This window comes from Aeromonas sp. 600886 (assembly GCF_049174935.1).
Lineage (GTDB): Bacteria > Pseudomonadota > Gammaproteobacteria > Enterobacterales > Aeromonadaceae > Aeromonas > Aeromonas veronii_A.
Genome location: NZ_JAAKUB010000014.1, coordinates 49890 through 73158 on the forward strand (window position 1 = coordinate 49890; position 23269 = coordinate 73158).

Genomic DNA, 23269 nt, shown 5'->3' on the forward strand with positions numbered 1-23269 from the left:
TTTTCCTAAAGCTTGCCTCTGCACTGCCGTTAAACAAGGTGAAGCAATCGAGGGGTGTTCGGAATCCAACGTTTGCACTACTGCGGGTGACCTGTCCGTTCAAACAGACACCCGCCAGAAGACTCAGGCTCGTTCAACCTGTTCTTCTAACGGTGGGACGCCGCTTTGACGGCGCAACCCGCAGTCGCATGTTCTTCGGGAGAATATTTTATGGCCATGTATATCAACACGAATACTTCATCACTGAACGCCCAGCGTAACCTGATGAATACCAACAAGTCTCTGGATACCTCTTACACCAGACTGGCATCGGGACTTCGTATCAACACTGCCAAAGATGATGCTGCCGGTTTGCAGATCTCCAACCGTTTGACTTCCCAGATCAACGGTTTGGATCAAGGTAACCGCAACGCCAACGATGGTATCTCGGTTGCTCAAACGGCTGAAGGGGCCATGGATGAAGTGACCAGTATGCTGCAGCGTATGCGCACGCTGGCACAGCAATCTGCTAACGGTTCCAACAACACCGATGACCGTACTGCATTGCAGCAAGAGTTTGACCAACTGACTACAGAGATCAACCGTATCTCCAACGACACCACTTTCGGTGGCCAGAAGCTGCTGGATGGCAACTACAAGGGGTCGTTCCAGGTGGGGGCGGATGCTGGTCAGACTATCACCTTCAAGATGACTTCCGCCTTTACCATCAGTGGGATTGCGGCATCAACCAAGGGAAGCGCGACCGTTGCTACCAGTGCCTCTGGCGAGCCCTATACCGTGACCAAGGGAACATCTGCAGTAACCTCTACCAGCGTCAGCAGCATCAGCTCTGCCAGCGCCGCCCAGCTGGCCATGGCCAACCTTGATTTCATGATCAAGGCGGTAGACAGCAAGCGGGCAGAGCTGGGTGCGGTGCAGAACCGGTTTGACTCCACCATTCGCAACCAGTCCAACGTCTCTGAAAACCTGAGCGCAGCACGTTCTCGTATTCGTGACGCAGACTTTGCAACCGAGACCGCTAATCTGACCAAGCAGAACATTCTGCAACAGGCTGCTTCCAGCATCCTGGCTCAAGCCAACCAAAGACCGCAATCAGCCCTGTCCCTGCTGGGTTAACAGGCTGTGATGAGATAAAAAAGGAGCGACGATATGGCCAATGAAATTGGAATTCCGTCATCGGTCACTCCTTCTTCTCTTCAGTCAAGTAGCAAGAGCGGCCAGTCGGCCGCTCAAGTGCTATCTGGCACAGCAGAAGAGCAGCGGGGGACGGCAAAGGACATGGAAAAGCAACAGGGGCTGCCTGAGCAGGAGAGGGCTGGCAAGCCGAAGATTTCAGACAAGGAAATTGAGAAAGGGGTACAAAACTTGCAAGAGTTCAGTCAGTTGCAAGGATGGACCGTCAATTTCAGTGTTGAAAAGGAACTGGAGCAGGTTGTTATCAAGGTTATGGATGCCGATACCAAATCAATGATCCGTCAGATACCAAGCGAAGAGTTGCTGGCTATCAGCAAACGAATCCAGGCTCTGCGCGAAGGTGATGTGATTGGCGGTGGCTCTCGAGTCGGGTTATTGCTTGATAAAGAGATTTAATAGTTACGTTTGCGAGGAGAGTGAGTATGGCTACTATTACGTCTGCTGGTGCGGGCTCTGGACTGGACTTGGAGTCTGTCATCGCTGCAAGCGTTGATGCCAAAAAGGCGCAGCTGTTGCAGCCAATTACCACCAAAAAGACCAACGCCCAGATCACTCTCTCAGGGGTAGGCCAGCTGAAGTCAGCGATCGCGACTTTTGTCACCACTCTGCAGGCTATGTCAAAGGATGACGCGTTTAACAAACGTGCGATAAACATCACCCAAGATAAAGATAATCCGGTTCTCAAGGTGGAGAGCAAGAGTGGCGCTTCCAACGGGCAATATGACATCAGTGTCGAAAAATTGGCGAAGACCAGCAAATTTGAAGGTAGTTTCGCCTCTTCTACCACGCCCATGATCACTCAAGATGGCACCCTGACATTCAAGGCAGGTGACAAGACCTTTGATGTGGATGTTAAAGCAGGGGATTCACTCCAGTCCATTCGCAAGCGGATCAACAATGATAGTGACAACTTTGGTCTTAGCGTCAATATCATGAATACCTCCGATGGCAAGGCGGCCCTTGTGATTGACTCCGGTGTCAGTGGAACAGGTAAAGATCTGCAGATAACCGGCAGTACACCTGAACTGACTGACAATTTCATCTCCAAGCTGACCCAGAAACAACAAGCCCGTGATGCCGAGATAAGCGTGGATGGCAATAAATTGACCAGTGCGACCAACACCTTTGATGGCACCATTGTGGGTCTCAAGATTACGGTGTTGAAAGAGTCGGAGAGCACCACTACCACGAACCCGAGTGATGGTACCGTGACGACCACTTACAAGCCAAACAGAGTGGATGTGACGACAGACAAGGCTGGCATCAAGACCATGGTGCAGAGCTTCATCGATGGCTATAACGCTCTGGTGAAGAAGAGCACCGATCTGGGCAAACGCAGCTCTATCGTGGCCGGTGTCAGCCAGAATGATGGTGGAGCCCTGGCGGGGGATGCGACGACCAAGGCTGTGACCAACCTGATGAGTGGCACCGTCACCGAGCCTTCTAACAACTCTTCGACCTTCTCTACCATCTTTCAGTTGGGGGTCAAGATGGACAACAAGGGAGTGCTCTCACTTGATTCGACGAAATTCGATGAAGCGGTCGAGAAGAACTTCGACCAGGTAGTGGCTGTATTTGGTGGCAAGGACGGTGTTGCTGGCAAGTTGGCCAGCCAGCTTGAGACCTACTCCAAGACAGGGGGACTGCTTGCCAAGCGGGAAGAGACACTCAATTCTGATCTGCGTGATGTCAACCGCAAACAAGCAGATGTCGCGGCGCAGCTCACCAAGTATGAAGAGACGTTGAGGGCACGCTACGGCAGTCTGGATACCTTGCTGGCCAAGATGAACAAATCTGCCTCCTATCTCAACCTGCTCAATACCAACAACAAAACCAGTTAATTTGTAGTCAGGAGCTGAGTCTCGTATGTATCGAAAAACGATCAAGGCCTATACAACCCAGAGTTTGCAGTCTGAGCTGGCAGTGGCGGATCCCTATCGCGTGATCCAGTTATTGATGCAAGGGTGTCTCGAACGTCTCGCTCAGGCTCGCGGTGCAGTCGAGCGTCGCGATTTCGAGGGTAAGTCCCAATCTATCTCCAAGACGCTGGCCATTATCAATGGTCTGCAAGATTCACTTGATCTCTCTTATGGCAAGGTCCCCGAAGACCTGTTCGCACTTTATGACTATATGAAAGTGCGCATGATGGATGCCAGCCGTGACATGGATGTAGGCGCCATTGATGAAGTGATGAACCTGATGCTGACGGTCAAGAGCGGTTGGGATGCCATCCCTGTCGATGAGCGAGACAAGGCGCTGGCACAGCAAAAGGTAGGCAGACCGGCATGAATGAGGTCAATAGTACTTCTGTGTCTGCCTTGATGAGACAGGGCGAGCAGTTGCAGTCTCTACTGGTGCAAGGTGAGCTGGTTGCAGCAGAACAGCTGGCTGAACTTTATCTGCATGCTCTGGAAGAGGTATTCGGGTCACTGCCTTGGGGAGAGACTCTCAATGTGGAACAGCGGCAGGCACTGATGCAGTTCCAGCTTATTTATGATTGGGTGGGTCAGGAAAAGCAGCAGGCTGAAGCACAATTACGACAATTCTCCCAGGCCGGACGTGCATCCGGTCTTTACAAGCTGAATGCAGGTTAGTCTGACATGGATATCCATCACAAGATTCATGATGTAGAAAGTGAACTGGCACGCCTGGCTCTGCAAAAGCAGCAGGAGGCCGCCATGCTGGAAGTACTCCCCGTTCGTTATGAACTCAATATGGCTGCGTTTGCCAAATACATGCCCGCCATTCATGACTTTTTCAAGGAGTACCAGCCTGCCAGGCCTTTTCGTTTCTTCTGTAATGAAAACGGCGTTCCCAATATTCTGTGGCTCGACGAGGGTATCTCGCTTTATGGGGATGATCCATTTAGCGAGGTTCAGTCGCAGATTGCCGAGGTCATTGAACACAGTGTCTTGCAGTGCATCGATTTTGTGCCCCAGTGGTATATCGATGGCCAAATCCATATCAAATACAACAATGAAATCTCCAAATTAAAAGAGAAGTCAGCTCTGGAAGGGTTGCGTCTAAAGGCAGCATTACATACCGATATTCCTCTGGCACTGATGTATGGCATTGGTTTGGGCTACCAGCTCGGTTGCTTGTATGAACAGTGCAAGATCAAGAATCTGTTTGCTTTCGAGCCTGATCTTGACATGTTTTACGCCTCGCTCTTCTGTTTTGATTGGCATCAGCTGCTCGCCTACATGGAGGAGGAGTCGATCAGTCTGCACCTCTTTATCGGTGTTGACGAGCGATTGCTGGTCGCTGACATGATGGAGGCGCTGCATCGCAAGGGGGCATTCTGGTCGGCAAGCTATTTCTCGTTCTGTCATTACCATTCCCCCAAGCTGCACGCCTTGATAACACAGGTGGAAAGGGAGTTCTATCTGCTCAAAACGGGGTGGGGGTTCTTTGATGACAACATCTATGCACTTGCCCATAGCCACACCCATCTGCAAGACGGCACCCCCTTTCTGAAACGGTGGCGCGATAGCCGAGCCTTCGAGCAGATCCCTGTCTTTGTGGTTGGCAATGGCCCCTCGCTGGATCAGAGCATCGAGTTCATCCGGCAGCATCAGCAGCAGGCAATCATTATCGCCTGCGGTACTGCGGTCAGTGCACTCTACAAAGCTGGCGTAAAACCGGATATCTACGTTGCAGTGGAGCGCACCAAGAGCTCAGCCGATTTTCTGAGCATTCTCAATGCCGATGACTTTATCAAGGACACCGTGTTTCTGAGCGTTGATGTCATTCACCCTGAATGCAAGCGCTTCTTTCGTAAAACAGGGTTGGCGTTCAAGCCCAACGAGCCGATGTTCTCCATGCTGATTAGCGCGTTTGGTCAGGCATTTGAGTACGATACCATTGAATTTTCCAACCCGTTCGTCGGCAATACCGGCCTCAATTATGCGGCCTTGCTTGGTTTCAAGCAGGTGTATTTGTTTGGTATCGACAATGGCTATAAAACAGCCGGACAGCATCACTCCAGCCTGAGTCTCTATTACAACGACAAGCAAGAGGCGAAATACGAGGAAAATTTAAAGGATACTTTCCCGGCACCGGGTAACTTTGGCGACGAAGTGCGTATCAATCATCTGTTTGGGCTAGCCATTCACAATATGGCCAGTGTATTGCGTGATTATCCCGAGATGCAGTGCGTCAACAGTAGTGACGGCGCTTATATAGAAGGGGCAATCCCTCGTCGTGTTGAATCGTTGCAACCTGAATGGCCGGTACTCGACAAAATCCCGCTCATGGATGAAGTGATGGCCACTTGTTTCCAGTCCTTTGACATGAGCAGCGTTGATTTCGCTGCTGCATTGCAGGTGCCGCTGTTCGTTGAGCTGGTAGACAAGTTGCGCGATGACTGGCGCCAGGTAGCCTGTGAACACAATGCGGTATTGGCCATGATGCAACGCCATCACGACTATCTGCTCTATCTGCTGATGAGCCGCGAATCACATCTCTATCGTGTGTTGATTGGTTCAATTAACTATTTCTACGCCAATATCATCAGCCTGATGATGTCGCAGGTGACAGAAGAACCCGAGGTGCTGGCGGGCAAGATAAAAGAGGCGCAGGCAATCCTGGAGTTATTTTTCGAGGACAGCAAAGTGATGTATGCCGATGCGTTCGATGGCCATGATACCACCTATTTTACCGGCCTGGATGTGTTCAAGCGCTAGTCCTTGAATCGGATGGGGATGACTCTGTTCATCTCCATTCCCTAACAGTATGATATAGAAGTATTTAATCCTTTCAGGTGCATATATGGCCACCCTTTCCCTGGCATCCACCGCATTTCTCATGCCCGGTAATGTGGCATGGGCTCCTTTGGCCCGACATGCACAGTTGCAATTTTGCCCTCAAGGTCAATGGCAGCCGATGGCCGCTTGTGACGGACATCTGGTGCTCTGGTTTTGGGAGCAACTGCTGACCGACAGCGAATGCAAGCATTGGTACACCTTGGCTGAACCCGCATTGTCCGAGACCATCGACACCTGGTTGGAAGCATTGCTCTCGCCACTGCGGGGGCTCCCTCATCTTTATCTTGGTGCCTGTTCACTGCAAGGCGGTGGTGTGAGTAGCGCTCTTCATCCCTGGATGATGCAGCTGGATGTCTGCTTTACCCGAGCGCTTGCACGTCACCACATTAGGGATTTGGGGCTGGGTCGCTGGCTCTCTGAGCAGGGGCGAGCCCATTGTGTGGACGAGCGTAATCGTTACCTTCTTTCTTGTCCTCTCTCGATGCACGGCTTGACCAGCCTTGCCGACTGGATTGCCGCGCGTTGGATGCTTGATCAGGCGCCAATACGCAAGGTGCTGGTGCTCGATTGTGACAATACCCTGTGGGGGGGGGTAGTGGGTGAAGAGGGGTTGACTGGCCTTTACCTTGGTCAGGACGGTCTCGGCAAACTCTATCAGTCGTTTCAGGATGCGGCGCTTTACTGGTATCAGCGCGGCGTGTTGTTGGCATTGTGCTCTAAAAACGAGCCTGCAGATGTTTGGCTGGTGTTTGAGCAGCATGGCGCCATGAGACTCAAAAGGCGAAATATTGCAGCATCTGCCATTGGTTGGGGCTCGAAATCTCAAGGTTTGCGACATATTGCCGCCAGCCTCAATCTGGGGCTTGAGGCCTTGGTCTTCTGGGATGATTCCCCCCTGGAAAGGGCTGAAGTTCGCCATGCCCTGCCACAAGTCGATGTCATTGAACCACCAGCAGATATTTGGGCATGGCCTACAACCTTGCTCACTTATGGGGGGTTCTCGCGCATATTCAGTGGTGATGATGCTCTTCGTCAAGCCTCCTATCTGGCATTGGCAGACGCCGCCCGGTTACGTAGCGAGGTTGGCAGTGAACAACATTTTCTCGCCTCCTTGTCGTTGCGTGCGGCGATACAGCCGTTGGCGGTGGATAACCTTGCTCGTGCCGAGCAGATCATCCATAAAACCAACCAGTTTAATCTCTCCTGTCAGCGATATGAGGCGAGCGAGCTCAAACGGCTGGCGCAGTCTGGCTGGTGCTGGCTAGTGTCGTTGCAGGATCGCTTTGCCGATCATGGTTTGGTTGGCTTGGTGCTGATCATAAACCTCACGCCCAAACTGGCATTGCTCGATACGCTGGCTCTGAGTTGCAGAGTGTTGTCCAGAGGACTCGAATATTGGTTACTGGATAGCGTCTCGGCTGCATTGCGCGAGGCGGGGGTCGAGCGTCTGGTTATTGGCTCGAACCGTTGTGCACGTAATGAACCTGCGCTGACATGGTTGGCATCCCTGTCGTTGACCCCCTGTGATAATCCGGATCCCGCCCGTTTTTCCCATGAGCATTACCATAGTCTGGCGCTCGAACAGCTGAATTTGCCTTTTTTGGAGTTTTATCACCATGACTGATCTCTTCACTTTGTTGGAACAGCAGTTTCCTTTTGCAACCGTCACGCGAGGCGACTATCAGTTGGGACTTGGGGCCTTTCCGGAATGGGATTCGCTTGGTCATTTCAATTTTCTGCTGCTGGTTGAGCAGACGTTCTCGGTACGCTTCGAGCCTGAAGAGCTGGCGAAGATGAAGCAACTTCAGGACATTCGTGATGCGCTGTTGCGGCGTGGTCTTGTGCTGTGATTGAAGCTCTCTCTCATGTTCTTGGCTCCCTTGGGATCGCACGAGGGAGCGCTATCATGGTTCACACTGACGCCATGGCTGTGGCCCAGTTTCCTGGACGGGGCAATGAAGCCGGCATGCATGCTTTTTGGTTGGGGATGCAGGAGTGGCTTGGAAACGAGGGCACTCTGCTGGTGCCAACATTCACGTATAGCCTGACTCGCCAGAGCTGTTTCGACAGGGCGACATCCCCCAGTGAAGTCGGGTTGATGACGGAGCAGTTTCGCACTCTGCCAGGGGTTGCGCGGACCCGCGATCCTATCTTCAGCGTTGCGGTATGGGGCGCGGGGCGTGACCAGGTGGTTGCAGCAGGGGGTCATGACTGCTTTGGTGAAGAGAGCCCCTTCGCCTGGTTGGCGGCTCACGATGGCTGGATTGCCGGTTTTGCCTGTCATCCCGATCGCATTACCTTCACCCACTATGTCGAGCAGCAACTAGGTGTCGATTATCGCTTTATGAAACGCTTTGAGGGTGATGTCCGCGAGCAGGGAATGGTGCGCCCCTGGCATTGTGACTACTTTGTGCGAAGACTCGATCTGGCCAGCGAGATAGATCTTTCCCGTCTGGTTGAAGCCCTTAAAAATCAGGACAAATGGCACCAGGGGTTATTTGGCCGTTTACCAGTCTGGGCCGTTCGCTGCGCCGACTTTGCCGCGGTGGCAAAAGAGCTGATCGCTGTCCATCCCCATGCGCTTATCAGGGAGGGGAGATGAAACTGCACCATATTGGACTGGTGGTGGCCGAACTGGATCTTGGCGTACGTTATTGTTGCGAGACCCTCGGGCTTTCCCGCTTTAGCGAGCCGGTGCTCGATCCGTTGCAGCGGGTGCATATCTGTTTTGCCTATGATGATGCGGGGATTTGCTATGAACTGATTGCACCTGCCAGTGATGATAGCCCCGTCAGTCAGGCGCTACGAACCCGTCATAACCTGCTCAATCATCTGGCCTATGAGGTGGCAGACCTGGCAATGGCTGCCGAAAAACTGCGGGCCCAGCGTCATCTTCCCCTCGGGCCCAGCCAGCCAGCCATCGCGTTTGGCGGCGCCCACGTCCAGTTTTTCCTGAGCCCCCTTGGCCACATTGTCGAATTGATCGAGGCACCCACCCCATGAGTTTTTCACCCAAGAGCGGCTATCTGCCCACCGACTGGGACGACCAGGCACAAGTCGGTGAACAGCTGCATCGGCTGCTCACCCTGCTGTTTCCGCTCAATCGCAGCCTGACCGGGGACGGGGTTCGGCAGTCGCTGGCCCTGTGGCGCGAGCACTGCCTGCCCGAGCTGCGGATCCATGAAGTGGCCAGCGGCACCGAGTGTTTCGACTGGACAGTGCCTGACGAGTGGAACGTGCGGGAAGCCTACATAGTGGGGCCGGATGGACGCAGAGTGGTGGACTTCCAGGATCACAACCTGCATCTGGTCGGTTACTCGGAGCCGGTGCGCTGCACCCTCTCGCTTGCCGAGCTGCAGCCCCATCTCCACTCTCTGCCCGAGCAGCCGGATGCCATTCCCTATGTGACCTCCTACTACAAGCGCCGCTGGGGCTTCTGTCTGCCCCATCGGCTGCGTGAAGCGCTGCCGGAGGGAGAATATCAGGTGGTGATCGATGCCACCCTGGCCCCGGGCTCGCTCACCTATGGTGACTGGGTGCTGCCGGGGGAGAGCGAGCAGGAGATCTTGCTGTCGAGCTACACCTGTCACCCCTCCATGGCCAACAACGAGCTTTCCGGCCCCTGTGTCGGTGTATTCCTGATGGCCTGGCTTGCGTCACTGCCCACACGTCGCTACAGCTACCGGCTGATGCTGGTGCCTGAAACCCTGGGGGCCATCGTCTATCTCTCCCGCCATCTGGACCAGCTCAAGCAGCGCACCCTGGCCGGCTTCAACCTGACCTGTCTTGGCGATGACCGCAGCTACTCCTTCCTGCCCTCACGCCAAGGCAACACGTTGGCGGATCGCATCGGTCGCCATGTGCTGGGTCATCTTGCGCCGGGCTACAAAGCCTACAGCTTCCTGGAGCGGGGCTCCAACGAGCGGCAGCTGTGCGCGCCCGGCATCGATCTGCCGGTCACCTCGGTGATGCGCAGCCGATACGGCTGTTATGCCGAGTACCACACCTCGCTCGATGACCTCTCGCTGGTGACACCGGCCGGTCTGGCGGGCGGCTTCATGGCGCTGCGCCGTGCCATCGAGTGTCTGGAGCTGGACGAGCGCTGCGAGGTTACTGTGCTGGGCGAACCCCAGCTCGGCAAGCGGGGGCTCTACCCGGATTTGTCGACCCGCTATTCGGGCTGGCAGGTGCGGGAGATGATGAATCTGCTGGCCTACAGCGACGGCAAGCTGACTCTATTCGAGATTGCCGAGACCATAGGGACGCCGTTCTGGCGGGTGGAGCCGCTGGCGCGGATGCTGCTGGATGCCGGGCTGCTGCGTCGCATCAGCCCGCAACCGGACTACGCGATCACCAGATAGGCTGGCCCTGGGTTGTGCGGAGTGCGGCGGATGGCGTAGCGATCCAGCCCCAACACCTCCTTGAGGGCCAGGGTCTCCCCCGGAAAGGCGGGCCAGTTGAGCTCATCGAATGCCAGCACGGATCCCTTGGTCAGGTGCGGCTTGATGAGCTCGAGGCAGCGGCGGGTCGGCTCGTAAAGATCAAAGTCAAAATAGGCCAGCGCAACCATGGTCTCCGGCTGGCGAGCCAGATAAGCTGGCAGCGTCTCGGTCACATCCCCCTTCACTAACTCATGCTTGACGATATGCTCCAGCGGGCTTTCCGCCTCATGGGCGGCGAGCAGTTGGGCCAGATGCTGCTCATAGCCCGGCGTCACCCCGTAGGCACCCGGCTGGATGGCGGCGTCGCTGCCATCCTGCGGAGCGTGGGAAGGGAAGCCGCTGAAGGTATCGAATCCCACCAGCTTGCGGTTGTAGTTGTAGGGTTCATACATGCCGCGAAACGAGGAGAAAAGCGCTAGGTTTTGACCCCAGCGGGTACCGAAATCCATGATGACGCCGTGGACCGGCACGATCTTCTGATACAGCTCGTGCATGAACAGGATGCGGGAGAGCGACTGGCGCTTGAGGTAGAGGCCCAGGTTGTTCTGCAGCTCGGCTGCGGGCAGCGGGCTGGCGTGCAGCAACTCGCTGAAGGCCTGGCGACGTGACAGCTCTTTCTCGGAGGCGTTGGAAATGGCCTTGATCATCAGTAGTCTCCTGTGTTTGTGTCGCCGGCCGGGGTCGACAGGCAGTGCACCACTTCATATTCGAGGTAATCGGCCAGCCCTAGCCAGTCCTGCCGTTCCTGGCACTGCAGCAGGGCGGCTACCAACCCGGGCGGCAGGTTGCCCTGCTCGGTGAGCACCTCTTGCAGCAGTTCCGGCAATGCCTGACTCGCAGCAACCGACTGCCCCAGTCGAAACTGGTGCGCCAGGGCGGTTAGGCGGGTGATCTGGTCGTTTTTCATTGCACGTAATCCGGGTGATAGCGGCAGCCGGCGATCTCCGCGCCTTCCCGGCTGCAGTTCCAGAACTGTACCTCGGGGTGGCGCGCTATGTAGCGCTCGAGCTCGGTGCGGTAGGCGGAAAAGTTCGGATTGGTCTTGACCCGCCGGCCATGGCCGTCGAGGGCCCAGCTGAGTGCCTGCGCGGCGCTGGGGCCGAGCGCACCATCGGCCCAGCCCGAGTGGGTGAGTTCGCCGGGAAAGGCGAAGTCGGTGCCCAGCAGGATGACCTGGTGGCAACCCATCTGTACGGCGAGATCCACCGCGGGATGAATGACGCTGCCGCCCGAGTGCAGCACGCCCTTGGGGTGCGTCTGCCGCAGCTGCTGATACATGGGGCTGCGGGAGTAGGCGGTCTTGCGCGGCCCCTGCCAGGCCAGCAGGGCTGCCGTGGGAACCGTGGGGTAATAGACCAGGGTGGTCTGGGCCGACTGGGCGGCGGGCAGCCGGTTGCCGTGGATGGCGTCATCTATGGTGACGACGATGTCGGGCCGGATGCCGTGGCTGAGCAAAAACGCCAGTGCGGTATCGACGCTAATCAGAAGATAGTCCTGACGCCGTGTCTGCAACTGGGCCTGCAGGGTGGCCAGGTTGTGCTGCAGGGTTGGGCCACTCGCCACGATCAGCGCCTGCTTGCCCTGAGCCAGACCGAACAGGGAGGCCACATCGCCGTCGCCGGCCAGCAGATCGCGGTTTTCCGCCAGCCGCCGGGTGATGTCGGGGTGCTCGGCGTCGAACCTGGCCCGGGCGAACGGCAAATCGATTTCACTCACCAGCCGGTCGCGGATGCGGGCGGCAGCATCTTCCACCAGCAGCAGCTCGGGCGGCAGGGCGAAGAAAGGCAGCCGCACCTCCCCCTCGTCGCCGGCCATCATCAGCTCGACCCTGGGGTCCGTCAGCCAGTCCTGCTGGTCTAGCAGCCGCAGTACAAGGGCAAACAGGGCGCCATTCATGATCTTCACTTCCAGCCGCTTGAGGCTGCTGCGCCCCAGCAGGGTGCGCGGCAGATCGCCGAGCCCGGTGCCGTAGAGGTGCAGCACCGGCTGCTCGGGCAGGCTGGCGGCCTGCAGCTCGGCTTCCTTCACCCGGTCGTGCCGGCTGGTGAGCTGTATGCCGTGGAGGCTGAGGGTGGAGCCGAGCCCCTCGGTCAGCTCGGCCGGCAGGCTTTCAACGTCCTGTGCCAGCAAGCGGGGCCAGAGGGCGGGCCAGCGCTGGCTGATGAGCCTACCGTGCTGGTTGAAGAGATCATCACTCATCGTTGTCTATCCACTCCCAGCTCAGCGGTTGATTGGCACTCAGGCTGCGGTTGACCCGCTTGCCGATGAGCCGATCGTAATCGGCCGGGGGCAGGCCGAGGGCGGGGCGCACCGACTTGATATGCTCTGCGGTGAGCTGCTCGCCGGCGGCTATCTCCTTGACCAGATAGAGGGAGCGGCGAAATGCACGGTTACCCTGTTCACTGGCGGTGAGCTGGTAGTCAGCCACCCCAAGGGCGGCATGGGCGGTATTGACCGAGGCCACCAGCTCGGTGAGCTCGGCCGGTTCCATGGAGAAGGCGCAATCCGGTCCGCCGTCGGCGCGGGCCAGGGTGAAGTGTTTCTCGATCAGGGTGGCCCCGAGCGCGGTGGCGGCGATGGCGGTGACAGAGCCGAGGGTGTGATCGGAAAGCCCCACCTCGACCCCGAAGCGCTGGCGCAACATGGGGATGGTACGCAGGTTGTACTCGGCTGCCGGCGCCGGATAGCCGCTGACACAGTGCAGCAGGGCCAGCTGGCCGTTGCCATGCTTGAGCGCAATATCGACCGCGGCGGAGATCTCTGCCTCGTTCGCCATGCCGGTGGACATGATAAGCGGCTTGCCGGTCTGGGCGGCGTAGCGAATCAGGGGAAGATCCACCAGCTCGAAGGAGGCGATCTTGTAGGCAGGACAGTCGAGGGATTCCAGCAGATCCACCGCACTGAAGTCGAACGGACTGCTGAAGACCGTCAGCCCCAGCTCGCGCCCTTTGGCAAACAGTGCTTGGTGCCACTCCCAGGGGGTGTGCGCCCACTCGTAAAGGTCGTACAGGTTGCGACCATCCCAGAGGCCGCCGTGGATCTGGAACTCGGGCCGATCACTGTTGAGGGTGATGGTGTCGGGCCGGTAGGTCTGCAGCTTGACCGCACTGGCCCCGGCTTCCCTGGCGGCGGTCATGATGGCCAGTGCGCGATCCAGGTTGCCGTTGTGGTTGGCCGACAGCTCGGCGATCACGTAGGGAGCCTGCGCCGGGCCGATGGATTGATGGGCGATCTGCATCTGTGTTCAGACTCCTGTGCCAAGTTGCCAGCCTTGCGGCGCCAACTGCCAGGGGGCAGGGGGCGCTATCTGCGGTGGCTCGGCAAGATAGAGGGGAAATTGGGAGAAAATTGTTTGCAAGCGATGTGCCAGCTCTTGCCACTCCGGTGGTTGCAGTGGCCGGGTGGCCTGCCATGTCAGCCGCTGGCCGTTCAGGGTCAGGGTGAGCAGCGGGCGGTCATCATGGCGTAGTTGCCACTGCTGGCCATCTGGTAACAGCTGATAATCCGATTGTTGCTGCAACCAGGCGGTGAGCCGATCCAGCCCCAGCCCGTCCACCTGCTGCTGGCCGCGGCGGCGGTAGTCGTCTGACTGTTGTTCAAGCCGTTGCAGAACCTGCAGCAGCCGCTCAGGCTCGGCCAGCTCGCTCAGGGTCAGCCGCTCGGCCAGCTGAAAGCGGGCGATCACCTGGTCGTTGAACTGCTGGTTGTCGACGATGGGCACCGCCAGGGTCGGCAGGCCGAGACAGGCCCGCTCCCAGGTCATGCCGCCGGCGGCGCCGATGGCGAAGTCGTGCCGGCTCATCAGGTCGGCCATCTGGTCGCTCTGGCGCAGCAGCACAAGGTCGAGGTCGGCCAGTTCGGCCACTCTCTGTTCCAGCTCGGGCCAGAAGGGATTGGCACCGCCCGCCACCAGAGTCCAGCGTATGGTGCGGGTCCAGGGCAGCCGGGCCAGGCTGTTGAGGGTGATGAGGCAGGCGCCGGCCGGGTCGGCGCCGCCAAAGCAGACAAGCCCCCGTCGCCACTGACTGGCGTGTTGCCGAGCCAGCCGGCGATAGGCGGGGCGCAGCAGGGCATAGTCGGTGCCCAGCAGCAGCCGGCAATCGGCTGGGGTGAGCGGCTGGTAATCGGCGGTGCGGCGCAAGGGGCCCTGATCCAGCAGTAGCTGGCAGTGGTGCGGTCGGTCGGCCAGATCATCGATCACCAGCACGCGGCGGCAGTGGGCGGCCAGCTGGGTTTCGAGCCGCTGGTCAATCTGGTAGTGATCAAACACTAGCCAATCGGGCTGCAAGCCAGGCAACGGGCCAGCGGCGTCCAGCGCGCTCAGGGGATGATGGTGATGGGGCCGCAGCAACGACAGCAGGTGCGCCGGCAGATCGTGGCAGAGGAAGTGGCACTCGGCCCCGGCGGCGTGCAGCCGATCGGCGATGGCCAGGCAACGCATCAGGTGGCCCAGCCCGATCTCGGCGCCGGCGTCGAGCCGGAAGGCAACCCTAAACGTCATCTTGGGCCAGCACTTGATAGAGCAGTTCGGCCAGGTGCCAATCTTCCGGCGTGTCGATGTCGACTACCCTGTGCCTCGGCAGTATGTGGCCGATCCCTTCCCCGCCCACCGGGCTGATCCCCCCCAGCCAGGCAGCCCGCGTCCCCCAATAGAACTGGCCGGCATCCTGATAGGCAGGCTCCAGATCCTGAGAGCGTTTCGCCATCTGCTCCGGCCAGAACGGCGTGACCCTGCCTTGCGCGTCCATGCGCACCGCCCGCTGGATCGGGAAGCCGAATTCGGCCACCGTGTAGACGAAGGGAGCCTTGCTTGCGATCAGCCGCTGATAGGCGGCCTTCAGGCCATCGGCTTGGATAAGCGGGACCGTGGCATAGATGCAGCAGTAGTGCTCTGCCTGGATGCCTAACTGATCGAGCCGCTGGATAGTGTCGATCACCACAGGGGTGGTACCTGTGTGATCATCGGCGAGGCTTGCAGGCCGAAGAAATGGCACTTCCGCGCCCAGTTGACGAGCAACTTCGGCAATCTCCTCATCATCGGTGGAGACCACCACCTTGTTGAAACAGCCTGATTGTTGCGCCGCCAGGATGGCATAGGCGAGCATGGGCTGGCCACAAAAGGGGCGGATATTCTTGCGTGGAATGCGTTTGCTGCCACCCCGGGCCGGGATAATGGCGATGGCCATGATGGGCTCTCTCTGCTGGATTAATGACTGGCCAAAGCCAGGATAATCGATGACAACTCTTTGATTATTTTTGATATTATACTGGTTTTTCTGCTTGTATTATCGATTTTTGCTACGGAATGGCAGCAGTGTGGTCGATAAGAGAGACAGGTCATGGAAGTCATGGAAACTGTATGGCGTTGAAGATGAGTTATGGCGTTGAGCTACGCCCGATAGCGCCGTGGGATCTTCCCGCTTTGCGGCGTTGGCGCAATCAGGATGAGGTGCGAATGCAGATGGTATCCCAGACGCGTATTTCGCCACGGCAACAGCGCCAATGGTTCACCGCCACCCGTGAGCGGCGGGATCAGCAGCACTGGGTGCTCTGGTGCAAAGACGTGCGAGCGGGCTACGTCAATCTGAAAGGTGAGTCTCAGGGCGAGCTGCTGGGTCAGGCGATCGCCGATGCGGGGCTCTATCTGGGCAACTCAACCGTGCGGCATCCCATGCTGGCTGTCGCTGCTGCCTTATCTCAGCTTGATCAGGGTTTTGATGAGTTGCACATCGGTTGTATCCGCACCCTGGTTCGGGAGAACAATCGCTCTGCCCTGCGTTTGAATGAACAACTGGGTTACCGCCAAGTTGGGCAAGAGAATGGATTTTTTGCATTGGAACTGCTGCCGGCGAATTATTATGCCGCCCGTGAGCGGCTACGGAGATTTTTCAGATGACAATCGCATTGGAACAGGTTTTTGCCGAGGCGCTGGGTCTCGATATCGGCAGCGTCAGCGATGGGCTGGCCTACAACAGTATCCCGCAGTGGGATTCTGTCGCCCACATGGGGCTGATTGCCCAGTTGGAGGATAACTACGGCGTGCTGCTCGACACCGATGACATTATCGACATGAGTTCGGTCGGCAAGGCGCGCGAGATCCTGGCCAAGTATGGAGTCGCTTTCTGATGCAGGGGCTGTTGCAGGGCAAGCGGGTGTTGATCACCGGTGCCGGGCGTGGCATCGGTCTTGCCATCGCCCGTCAGTTTGCCTCTCAGGGGGCTGAACTGTGGCTGGGAGGCCGTGATGAGGTGACGATGAGCCAGCTGGCGACCACGATTGGTACCGAGTTTGGCGTGCCCTGCCAGCCTCTCTGTTTTGATGTGGCTGACCCGTCGGCGGTCAAGCAGGCCTTTCAACAACTTTTTACCCAGAGCCGATCGCTGGATGTGCTGGTCAACAATGCCGGCATGCTGGAAGAGGCGTTATTGGGGATGGCTAACCAGACCCATCTGCAAAAGACATTCAGCAACAATACCTTTAGCGTGATCTACTGCAGCCAGTATGCCGCCCGCCTGATGCGGCGCAGTGGTGGTGGCAGCATCATCAATCTCGCCTCCCTGATGGGGCAGGTGGGGGCCGCCGGGCTAAGCTGCTATGCCGGCAGCAAGGCGGCGGTGATCGGTATTACCCAGTCACTGGCCAAGGAGCTGGCCGCCAGCCAGATCCGGGTCAATGCCATTGCCCCCGGGTTTATCGATACCGATATGGCGCATGCTATCCCGCAAGAGAAGTTTGCCGAGCGGGTGGCCAGCATCGCCATGGGACGGATTGGCACGCCAGATGAAGTGGCCAAAGTGGCCCTGTTTCTCGCGTCCGACTTGTCGAGCTATGTGACCGGGCAGGTGATTGGGGTCGATGGGGGGATGGTGATTTGAACCGGCCTGATTTGCTGGCCCATCTGGTTGAGGGTAACAGCGAGCCCGCCTGGCGAGACCCGCAAGAGGGGTGGCTCAGTTATGGTGAGCTGGCTCGGCGTGTGGCGCAGTTGGCCACCATCTATCCTGCTGGCCGCCATTTGGTCTACCTGCCATTTGTGACGTCTACCATGCATCTGCTGCACTACTTGCTGGCCCTGCGGGATGGCCACGCCATCATGCTGGCCGATCCTGCACAGGATGCCCGGTTGCACCATGAGCAGTGCCAGCGCTTTGGTGTTAGTCTGCGGGTATTAGAGGATGGGGCAGTTGCGCATCTTGGCGATGCGCCTTCACTTCACCCTGAGCTGGCCATGCTGCTGCCCACGTCGGGCAGCACGGGGTCCTGCAAATGGGTGAGATTGTCGCGAACCAATCTTGATGCCAATGCCGCGGCCATCGCCGAATACTTGGCGCTGAACGGGCGTGAGCGCGCCATCACCTCGTTGCCACTTTTTTACTCCTTCGGTATGTCGGTGCTCAACAGCCATCTTTTGGCTGGCGCCTCGCTGGTTTCATGTACTGCCAGTCCCCTTGAGCGCCACTTCTGGGATGAGGTAAATCGCCATCAGGTCACCAGCGTGGCAGGGGTACCCTTTACCTTTCAGATGCTAAACCGCTTGCGTTTTGACTGGGCCCGCTATCCCAGCCTGATGACACTGACCCAGGCGGGAGGACGACTTGAGCCAGCACTGGCAAAGCAATTTGCCGAACAGGCAGCTGCGCTGGGACGCCGTTTTTTCGTGATGTATGGCCAGACCGAAGCGGCACCACGCATCGCCTGGCTGGCGCACGATGAAGTGATGATTGCCCCGGATGCCATCGGCCGTGCCGTACCGGGCGGGCGTCTCTCTCTGCGTCATGAGCCCGGCTTTCCCGACGGGGAAGGGGAGTTAGTCTACCAAGGGCCAAACGTGATGCTGGGCTATGCGGAGCTCCCTGAAGATCTGGCTCGGGGGCGTGATATGGATGCGCTCTTTACCGGAGATCTGGCTCGTTGTGATGAGGCGGGCCGCTTCTATCTGACCGGGCGACTCAACCGTTTCCTGAAGCTGTTTGGCAAACGGGTAAGCTTGGCTGAAGTGGAGGCCTGGTTACAGGGGCGGGGCTATGCCTGCGCCGCGACCGGCCGCGATGATCGCCTGTTGGTGGCCATCGAGGCAGATGCGTGCCCCTGTGACGCACTACAGCTGGAGCTGGCCCGCTGGTTGATGGTGCCGCCATTAAGCGTGCGTATCTACCAACATCATTTGCCACGACGCAGCAATATGAAGATTGATTATCCGGCCCTGTTAACAGTGCTGGAGCAACTATGAACAAGCTGTTTGATGCACCGGTTTTCGGGCTGCCCCAACATGAAAAAAGTGGGCTGCTCCTTGCTCGTCTGAATGAATTGACGCAGCGGCATGGGCAGGGGTGTCCAGCTTTTGCCAATATTCTGTCGGCGTTTGGCTGGGGTCAGGCTTCGACGTACCAAGAGCTTCCCTATCTGGCCGCCCGCCTGTTCAAATTGGCCCAATGGCAGAGCGTGCCGCAAGAAGAGGTATTCAAGGTGCTCACCTCCTCTGGCACTACCGGAACGCCGTCACGCATTGTGCTGGATCGGGATACAGCCGCGTTGCAGAGCAAGGTGCTGGTGAAGATCCTGCAAGAGTTCGTCGGCAAGCAACGGCTTCCCATGCTGCTGGTGGAGCAACCCGCCCTGATTCAAAACCGCAGCGGTTTTTCCGCCCGCGGTGCCGGTGCGCTGGGGCTCTCCTTCCTTGGCCGTGACCATACTTATGCCCTCGATGAGCAGATGCGGCCCAACTGGCCTGTCATCGAGGCGTTTTGTGACAAATATGCGGACCAGCCGGTCCTGCTGTTCGGCTTCACCTTCATGGTCTGGCAATGTTTGCTGGAGCCGCTGCGTGAGCGAGGTCTGCAACTGCCGTTGACGCAGGGCACGCTTTTTCACAGCGGTGGCTGGAAAAAACTGCAACACCTCGCGGTGGATAATCCGGCTTTCAAGCAACGTTGCCATGAACAGCTGGGGCTGAGTCGGGTGCACAACTTCTATGGCATGGTGGAGCAGGTGGGGTCGGTATTTGTCGAGTGTGAGCAGGGCCATCTGCACGCCCCCCTTTTTGCCGATCTGCTGGTGCGGGATCCGCTGACTCATCGACCGCTCGGGGTCGGCCAACCCGGCTTGCTGCAGGTGATCTCTGCCATTCCCCAAAGTTATCCTGGCCACAGCCTGCTGACCGAGGATCTCGGTGTGCTGCTGGGGGAGGATGATTGCCCCTGCGGCCGTCGTGGCCGTTATTTCCATGTATCAGGACGTCAGCAAGGCGCCGAGGTGAGGGGATGCAGCGACACTTTCCAGTGAGCCTATCAGATGTAGAAGATGCCATCTGGCAAGCGGGGCCAGAGGTTGCTTTCGTGGCTCCCGTCAGCGGTTGGCAAGGTTTTGTCATTCGCCCGTTGCCAAGCTTTGCGCCCGTCATCTGCGACTTTGTGGCTGCGCTCTCTGCACGTCTGCTGAAGGAGGGGCGAGAGAACCCTGATCTGGCCGCCTTTGGCTTTTTGTTGCGGCCGCGCCAGATTGAGGTACAGCGCAAACGCATGGCAGGGCGTGCACCCTTGGGGATGGTTTTTCATCTGGTCCCCTCCAACGTGCCGACCGTCGCGTTCTACTCCTGGATCATGGCGCTGCTGATGGGCAATGGGTCCGTGGTACGTCTCTCATCGCGCATCGACCCGGTGCAAGAGGCCATGCTGGCCATCCTGAACGAGCTCTTCTCTCTGCCCGAGTGGCAAGAGATTGCCTCCCGTACCCGTTTTATCCGCTATGACCACGACGAGGGCATCACCGCCTGGCTGTCGGCCCGGTGTCGGCTTCGCATTATCTGGGGAGGTGATGAAACCATCAGCCGGGTACGGGCTATTCCGCTCTCACCCCGCGCTCAGGAAATCGTGTTTCCGGATCGCCGCTCCATGGCGGTGTTGGATAGCCAATGGCTCGCCAACCTGGATGCTGCTGCGTGGCGGCAAGTGGTCGCGGCTTTGCAACAAGACTTTACCCGTTTCAATCAACAAGCCTGCGCCTCACCCACTACGATTTGCTGGTTGGGCACTCCCGCCAGCACGTTGCGCCGTCGTCTGCTCGAAGGGATCTTCGCCCCATTTGCAGATAATCCCTCCCTGATGATGGAACGCCTTATCAATAGTCAACAAAATGCCGCCCATGATGGCCAGATGCAGCTGGACACCTTTTCTGGCGTCACCTTATTGACTCCCACCGCCTCTTTGCGGCTTGCACACATCGGAGGAGGTACAGTCGCCGAATTTGTTGCCGATAACCTTGATGAGTTGCTGCTACAGCCTTGGGATATGCAGACCTGTGTCTGGGCTGGCCCGGATAAAACGCAGCTTGAGCATGCGCTCCTGGTATCGCCAGGTTGTCGTATCGATAGGGTGGCAAGTCCGGGACAAGCGCTGGCATTCGAATGGCTCTGGGACGGCATCGACATGCTAGCCGCCTGTAGCCGTCGGCTTGCCCGCATTGAATAGTGGATGCCAGGTCACATAAATCAAGTCATATCAATCAATTAGCTTGGTCAGGCACAGCTCTTGCAGTAATTATTGTGATGAAGGGCAGGAAAGGTTGACAGAGACCGTGCGGTAGCCTTGTCCATTTTCTTTGTTTTGCTTCTTTTTTACTCAAACCCTGGGTTTCCTTATGAAAATCAGCATACTGGTGCCGGTATACAACCTCGGGCGCTTCATTGAACCTTGCCTGCTTAGCCTGCTGGAACAAAAAACGGATTTCGAATTCGAGGTGATCGCCATTGATGACGGCTCGAGCGATGACTCCTGGGCCATTATGCAGCGGTTGGCGTCACAGTGGCCTCGGCTACGGGCACTACAGAACGCGCAAAATATGGGGTTGGCTAAAACCCAGAAACGCTTGTTGAGAGAGGCGAACGGCGAATATATCGCCTATGTCGACGGGGATGATCTGGCCCTGCCGGGCAAGCTGCAGCGTCAGGCCGATTATCTGGACGCGCATTCCGGTTGCACCCTTTGCTACCACGAAGCGGAGATGTTTGATGATGAGACCGATGCACGGATCAAGCTCTTCACCCGCGATTATTACAATGCTCGCTATCTCGAACTAGTGATGACGCGGGAGGCCTTAATCCGCTTCGGGGTGTTCGTCAATGCCAGTTCCATTATGTTTCGCCGTTATGAAGGGATGGAGAACGCCATCGATGAGGGGTGCAAGATCATCCTCGATTATCCCTGGCATATCTTGAACCTCTCCCACAATCCGGGGACGCTGGATTTTATCCCCGAATTATTGGGCCGCTATCGCTTCCATACCCAGAGCTTTGGCGGGCAAACCCGCAAATCGGCTGAACGTCGTGAACAGTCGCTGCGCGATTTGCTGCGTGCCTGTGACAATGCGGCGGCATTCGGTGCTGATCCCGTGATCATTGCTCAGGGGCGTGCCCATCACTACTACTCTGCCGCGCTCTACTTTTTGCGGCAGGATGATGTCGTGCGCTTCACTCAGCTTATCGAGCAGTCGGTCGATGCTGTGGCAAGGCTAGCCCCGGGTTGGTTCTTCGACGAACGACATCAGTTGGCATGGGCAGAGCGGGCCCATCCCGCGCGTGTCATGCAGCAACTGTTTGGAGATAGAGCGTGAGCTATCAGGCGATCGTCATCGGCGCCGGGCTTTCGGGCGCCGTCATGTCTGAACGAATGGCCAGCCAGCTTGGCTGGAAGGTGCTGGTGCTGGAACAGCGCGACCATATCGGTGGCAACTGCTTCGACGAGTATGACGAGCATGGTGTGTTGGTCCATCGCTATGGGCCGCACCTCTTCCATACCGACAACAAGGAGGTGTGGGACTACTTGTCGCAGTTTACCGAGTGGTTGCCTTACGAGCATCGTGTGTTGTCACGCATTGACGGGCAGTTGGTGCCTATCCCGTTCAACCTGACCAGCATTGAACGCTGCTTTCCGGCGGAGAAGGCAGCGGCCATGATTGAGGCCCTTCAGGCCAGATTTGGTGAGGGGGCCAGAGTGCCCATCATGGCACTGCGGCATGAAGCTGAGCCTCTGCTGGCTGAGCTGGCCCAGTTCATCTATGAGCGAGCCTTCGTCAACTACACCAGCAAGCAGTGGGGTGTATCGCCAGAGCAGGTCTCGCCCGAGGTCACTGCGCGCGTGCCGGTTGTCGTCAATCGTGATGACCGTTACTTTATTGATCCCTGGCAGGCGGTGCCCGCGCAGGGTTATACCGCCATGTTCGAGCGCATCTTGGCGAACCCCTTGATTGAGGTGAGGCTATCCATTCCCATGGGGTCCCGCGTCTGTCTGGATTGGCAACAGAAACGGATACTGCTGGATGGCGTGCCCTTTGCCGGGCCCTTGGTCTATACGGGGATGCTGGATCAGCTGATGCCGGCGGGGCACGACGGCTTGCCGTACCGTTCACTGCGCTTTGAGCACTGTCATCTGCCGCAAGCTCAATTTCAGCCGGTGACCACGGTCAATTATCCGAATGAAGAGGCCTATACCCGCATCACTGAATTCAAGCATCTGACGGGGCAGCAACATCCCGGCACCAGCATCGTTTATGAATACCCCTGCACCTATGTGGCCGGGCAGGGGCTGGAGCCTTACTACCCGCTGTTTACCGATGCAGCCAAACAGCATTATCAGACTTGCCGCGATGAATTGGCCGAGTTCCCGCAACTGATTGCTTTGGGCCGCCTTGCCGAGTATCGCTATTTCGATATGGATGATGCAGTGGATAACGCGCTGAACAATTTCTCTCGATTGGTTTCCGATGCCTGTTTTGCCGTTTTAAATAAGTAATGAATATAATCTATTGCAGAGATAGATATTTTCATTCCGCAAAAGTATTCGAGTTTTTGAGTGTGAATGCTTTTTATGTGAT

Annotated in this window: 25 protein-coding genes; 19 read left to right on the forward strand and 6 right to left on the reverse strand. The window is 57.6% G+C overall.

Features of this window, described 5'->3' with window-relative positions; all coding sequences use genetic code 11:
* The first annotated feature begins 210 nt into the window (after positions 1-210).
* From flaB to G5179_RS12340, 11 genes are all read left to right on the forward strand, one after another.
* Positions 211-1116, forward strand: coding sequence for a flagellin B (flaB, locus tag G5179_RS12290; protein WP_129503711.1), 906 nt, complete (start codon positions 211-213; stop codon positions 1114-1116).
* A gap of 33 nt (positions 1117-1149) precedes the next feature.
* Entirely contained in the window at positions 1150-1590 is a 441-nt protein-coding gene (locus G5179_RS12295) for a flagellar protein FlaG (RefSeq protein WP_129503712.1), read from the forward strand.
* Between the two features lie 26 nt (positions 1591-1616).
* Positions 1617-3035 carry a flagellar filament capping protein FliD gene (fliD, locus tag G5179_RS12300; protein WP_216954022.1) on the forward strand — a complete coding sequence of 473 codons (1419 nt, stop codon included), beginning with the start codon at positions 1617-1619 and terminating at the stop codon, positions 3033-3035.
* 25 nt (positions 3036-3060) lie between these two features.
* Positions 3061-3483 carry a flagellar export chaperone FliS gene (fliS, locus tag G5179_RS12305; RefSeq protein ID WP_005346697.1) on the forward strand — a complete coding sequence of 141 codons (423 nt, stop codon included), beginning with the start codon at positions 3061-3063 and terminating at the stop codon, positions 3481-3483.
* Positions 3480-3788 carry a hypothetical protein gene (locus G5179_RS12310; RefSeq protein ID WP_129503714.1) on the forward strand — a complete coding sequence of 103 codons (309 nt, stop codon included), beginning with the start codon at positions 3480-3482 and terminating at the stop codon, positions 3786-3788. The genes fliS and G5179_RS12310 overlap by 4 nt, the downstream gene beginning before the upstream one ends.
* 6 nt (positions 3789-3794) lie before the next feature.
* Positions 3795-5879: a 6-hydroxymethylpterin diphosphokinase MptE-like protein gene (locus G5179_RS12315; protein WP_421258458.1), complete on the forward strand. Its 2085-nt coding sequence runs from the start codon at positions 3795-3797 to the stop codon at positions 5877-5879.
* 85 nt (positions 5880-5964) lie between these two features.
* The gene (locus G5179_RS12320) at positions 5965-7584 is read left to right on the forward strand and encodes an HAD-IIIC family phosphatase (RefSeq protein WP_421223440.1); all 1620 of its coding nucleotides are present in this window, start codon (positions 5965-5967) and stop codon (positions 7582-7584) included.
* Complete coding sequence (locus G5179_RS12325) at positions 7577-7810, forward strand: acyl carrier protein (RefSeq protein WP_421258459.1); 234 nt, start codon at positions 7577-7579, stop codon at positions 7808-7810. Before G5179_RS12320 ends, G5179_RS12325 begins: the two co-directional genes overlap by 8 nt.
* On the forward strand, positions 7807-8562 hold the full coding sequence (locus tag G5179_RS12330; RefSeq protein WP_408082949.1) for an AAC(3) family N-acetyltransferase: 756 nt from the start codon (positions 7807-7809) through the stop codon (positions 8560-8562). Before G5179_RS12325 ends, G5179_RS12330 begins: the two co-directional genes overlap by 4 nt.
* Complete coding sequence (locus tag G5179_RS12335; RefSeq protein ID WP_005346679.1) at positions 8559-8963, forward strand: VOC family protein; 405 nt, start codon at positions 8559-8561, stop codon at positions 8961-8963. The genes G5179_RS12330 and G5179_RS12335 overlap by 4 nt, the downstream gene beginning before the upstream one ends.
* A complete protein-coding gene (locus tag G5179_RS12340) occupies positions 8960-10321 on the forward strand; it encodes a DUF4910 domain-containing protein (RefSeq protein WP_421258460.1) in 1362 nt (453 codons plus the stop codon). Before G5179_RS12335 ends, G5179_RS12340 begins: the two co-directional genes overlap by 4 nt.
* Here the strand turns inward: G5179_RS12340 and G5179_RS12345 are convergent.
* Genes G5179_RS12345 through pseF form a run of 6 tightly spaced genes read right to left on the reverse strand, consistent with a single transcriptional unit; the run spans position 10303 to position 15588 of the window.
* Positions 10303-11049, reverse strand: coding sequence for a class I SAM-dependent methyltransferase (locus G5179_RS12345; protein ID WP_421258461.1), 747 nt, complete (start codon positions 11047-11049; stop codon positions 10303-10305). The two genes, G5179_RS12340 and G5179_RS12345, sit on opposite strands and share 19 nt — an antisense overlap.
* A complete protein-coding gene (locus tag G5179_RS12350) occupies positions 11049-11309 on the reverse strand; it encodes a hypothetical protein (protein WP_129503720.1) in 261 nt (86 codons plus the stop codon). Before G5179_RS12350 ends, G5179_RS12345 begins: the two co-directional genes overlap by 1 nt.
* On the reverse strand, positions 11306-12601 hold the full coding sequence (locus G5179_RS12355) for a motility associated factor glycosyltransferase family protein (protein ID WP_421258462.1): 1296 nt from the start codon (positions 12599-12601) through the stop codon (positions 11306-11308). The genes G5179_RS12350 and G5179_RS12355 overlap by 4 nt, the downstream gene beginning before the upstream one ends.
* A complete protein-coding gene (pseI, locus tag G5179_RS12360) occupies positions 12594-13640 on the reverse strand; it encodes a pseudaminic acid synthase (RefSeq protein ID WP_421258463.1) in 1047 nt (348 codons plus the stop codon). The genes G5179_RS12355 and pseI overlap by 8 nt, the downstream gene beginning before the upstream one ends.
* 6 nt (positions 13641-13646) lie before the next feature.
* Positions 13647-14903 (reverse strand): UDP-2,4-diacetamido-2,4,6-trideoxy-beta-L-altropyranose hydrolase, encoded by a 1257-nt coding sequence (gene pseG, locus G5179_RS12365; RefSeq protein ID WP_421258464.1) that lies wholly within the window; start codon positions 14901-14903, stop codon positions 13647-13649.
* Complete coding sequence (gene pseF, locus G5179_RS12370; RefSeq protein ID WP_337073752.1) at positions 14893-15588, reverse strand: pseudaminic acid cytidylyltransferase; 696 nt, start codon at positions 15586-15588, stop codon at positions 14893-14895. The genes pseG and pseF overlap by 11 nt, the downstream gene beginning before the upstream one ends.
* A 173-nt stretch (positions 15589-15761) precedes the next feature.
* Between pseF and G5179_RS12375 the strand changes: the two genes are divergently transcribed.
* From G5179_RS12375 to glf, 8 genes are all read left to right on the forward strand, one after another.
* A complete protein-coding gene (locus G5179_RS12375) occupies positions 15762-16298 on the forward strand; it encodes a GNAT family N-acetyltransferase (protein WP_216953998.1) in 537 nt (178 codons plus the stop codon).
* Positions 16295-16528: an acyl carrier protein gene (locus tag G5179_RS12380; protein ID WP_021230851.1), complete on the forward strand. Its 234-nt coding sequence runs from the start codon at positions 16295-16297 to the stop codon at positions 16526-16528. The genes G5179_RS12375 and G5179_RS12380 overlap by 4 nt, the downstream gene beginning before the upstream one ends.
* On the forward strand, positions 16528-17277 hold the full coding sequence (locus G5179_RS12385; protein ID WP_337073751.1) for an SDR family NAD(P)-dependent oxidoreductase: 750 nt from the start codon (positions 16528-16530) through the stop codon (positions 17275-17277). Before G5179_RS12380 ends, G5179_RS12385 begins: the two co-directional genes overlap by 1 nt.
* A complete protein-coding gene (locus G5179_RS12390; RefSeq protein ID WP_421258465.1) occupies positions 17274-18632 on the forward strand; it encodes an AMP-binding protein in 1359 nt (452 codons plus the stop codon). Before G5179_RS12385 ends, G5179_RS12390 begins: the two co-directional genes overlap by 4 nt.
* Entirely contained in the window at positions 18629-19684 is a 1056-nt protein-coding gene (locus G5179_RS12395) for an acyl-protein synthetase (protein ID WP_421258466.1), read from the forward strand. Before G5179_RS12390 ends, G5179_RS12395 begins: the two co-directional genes overlap by 4 nt.
* Entirely contained in the window at positions 19663-20868 is a 1206-nt protein-coding gene (locus G5179_RS12400) for an acyl-CoA reductase (protein WP_421258467.1), read from the forward strand. The genes G5179_RS12395 and G5179_RS12400 overlap by 22 nt, the downstream gene beginning before the upstream one ends.
* Before the next feature lie 169 nt (positions 20869-21037).
* Complete coding sequence (locus G5179_RS12405) at positions 21038-22009, forward strand: glycosyltransferase family 2 protein (RefSeq protein ID WP_421173049.1); 972 nt, start codon at positions 21038-21040, stop codon at positions 22007-22009.
* Positions 22006-23187 carry a UDP-galactopyranose mutase gene (glf, locus tag G5179_RS12410; protein ID WP_421258468.1) on the forward strand — a complete coding sequence of 394 codons (1182 nt, stop codon included), beginning with the start codon at positions 22006-22008 and terminating at the stop codon, positions 23185-23187. The genes G5179_RS12405 and glf overlap by 4 nt, the downstream gene beginning before the upstream one ends.
* Positions 23188-23269: the final 82 nt, after the last annotated feature.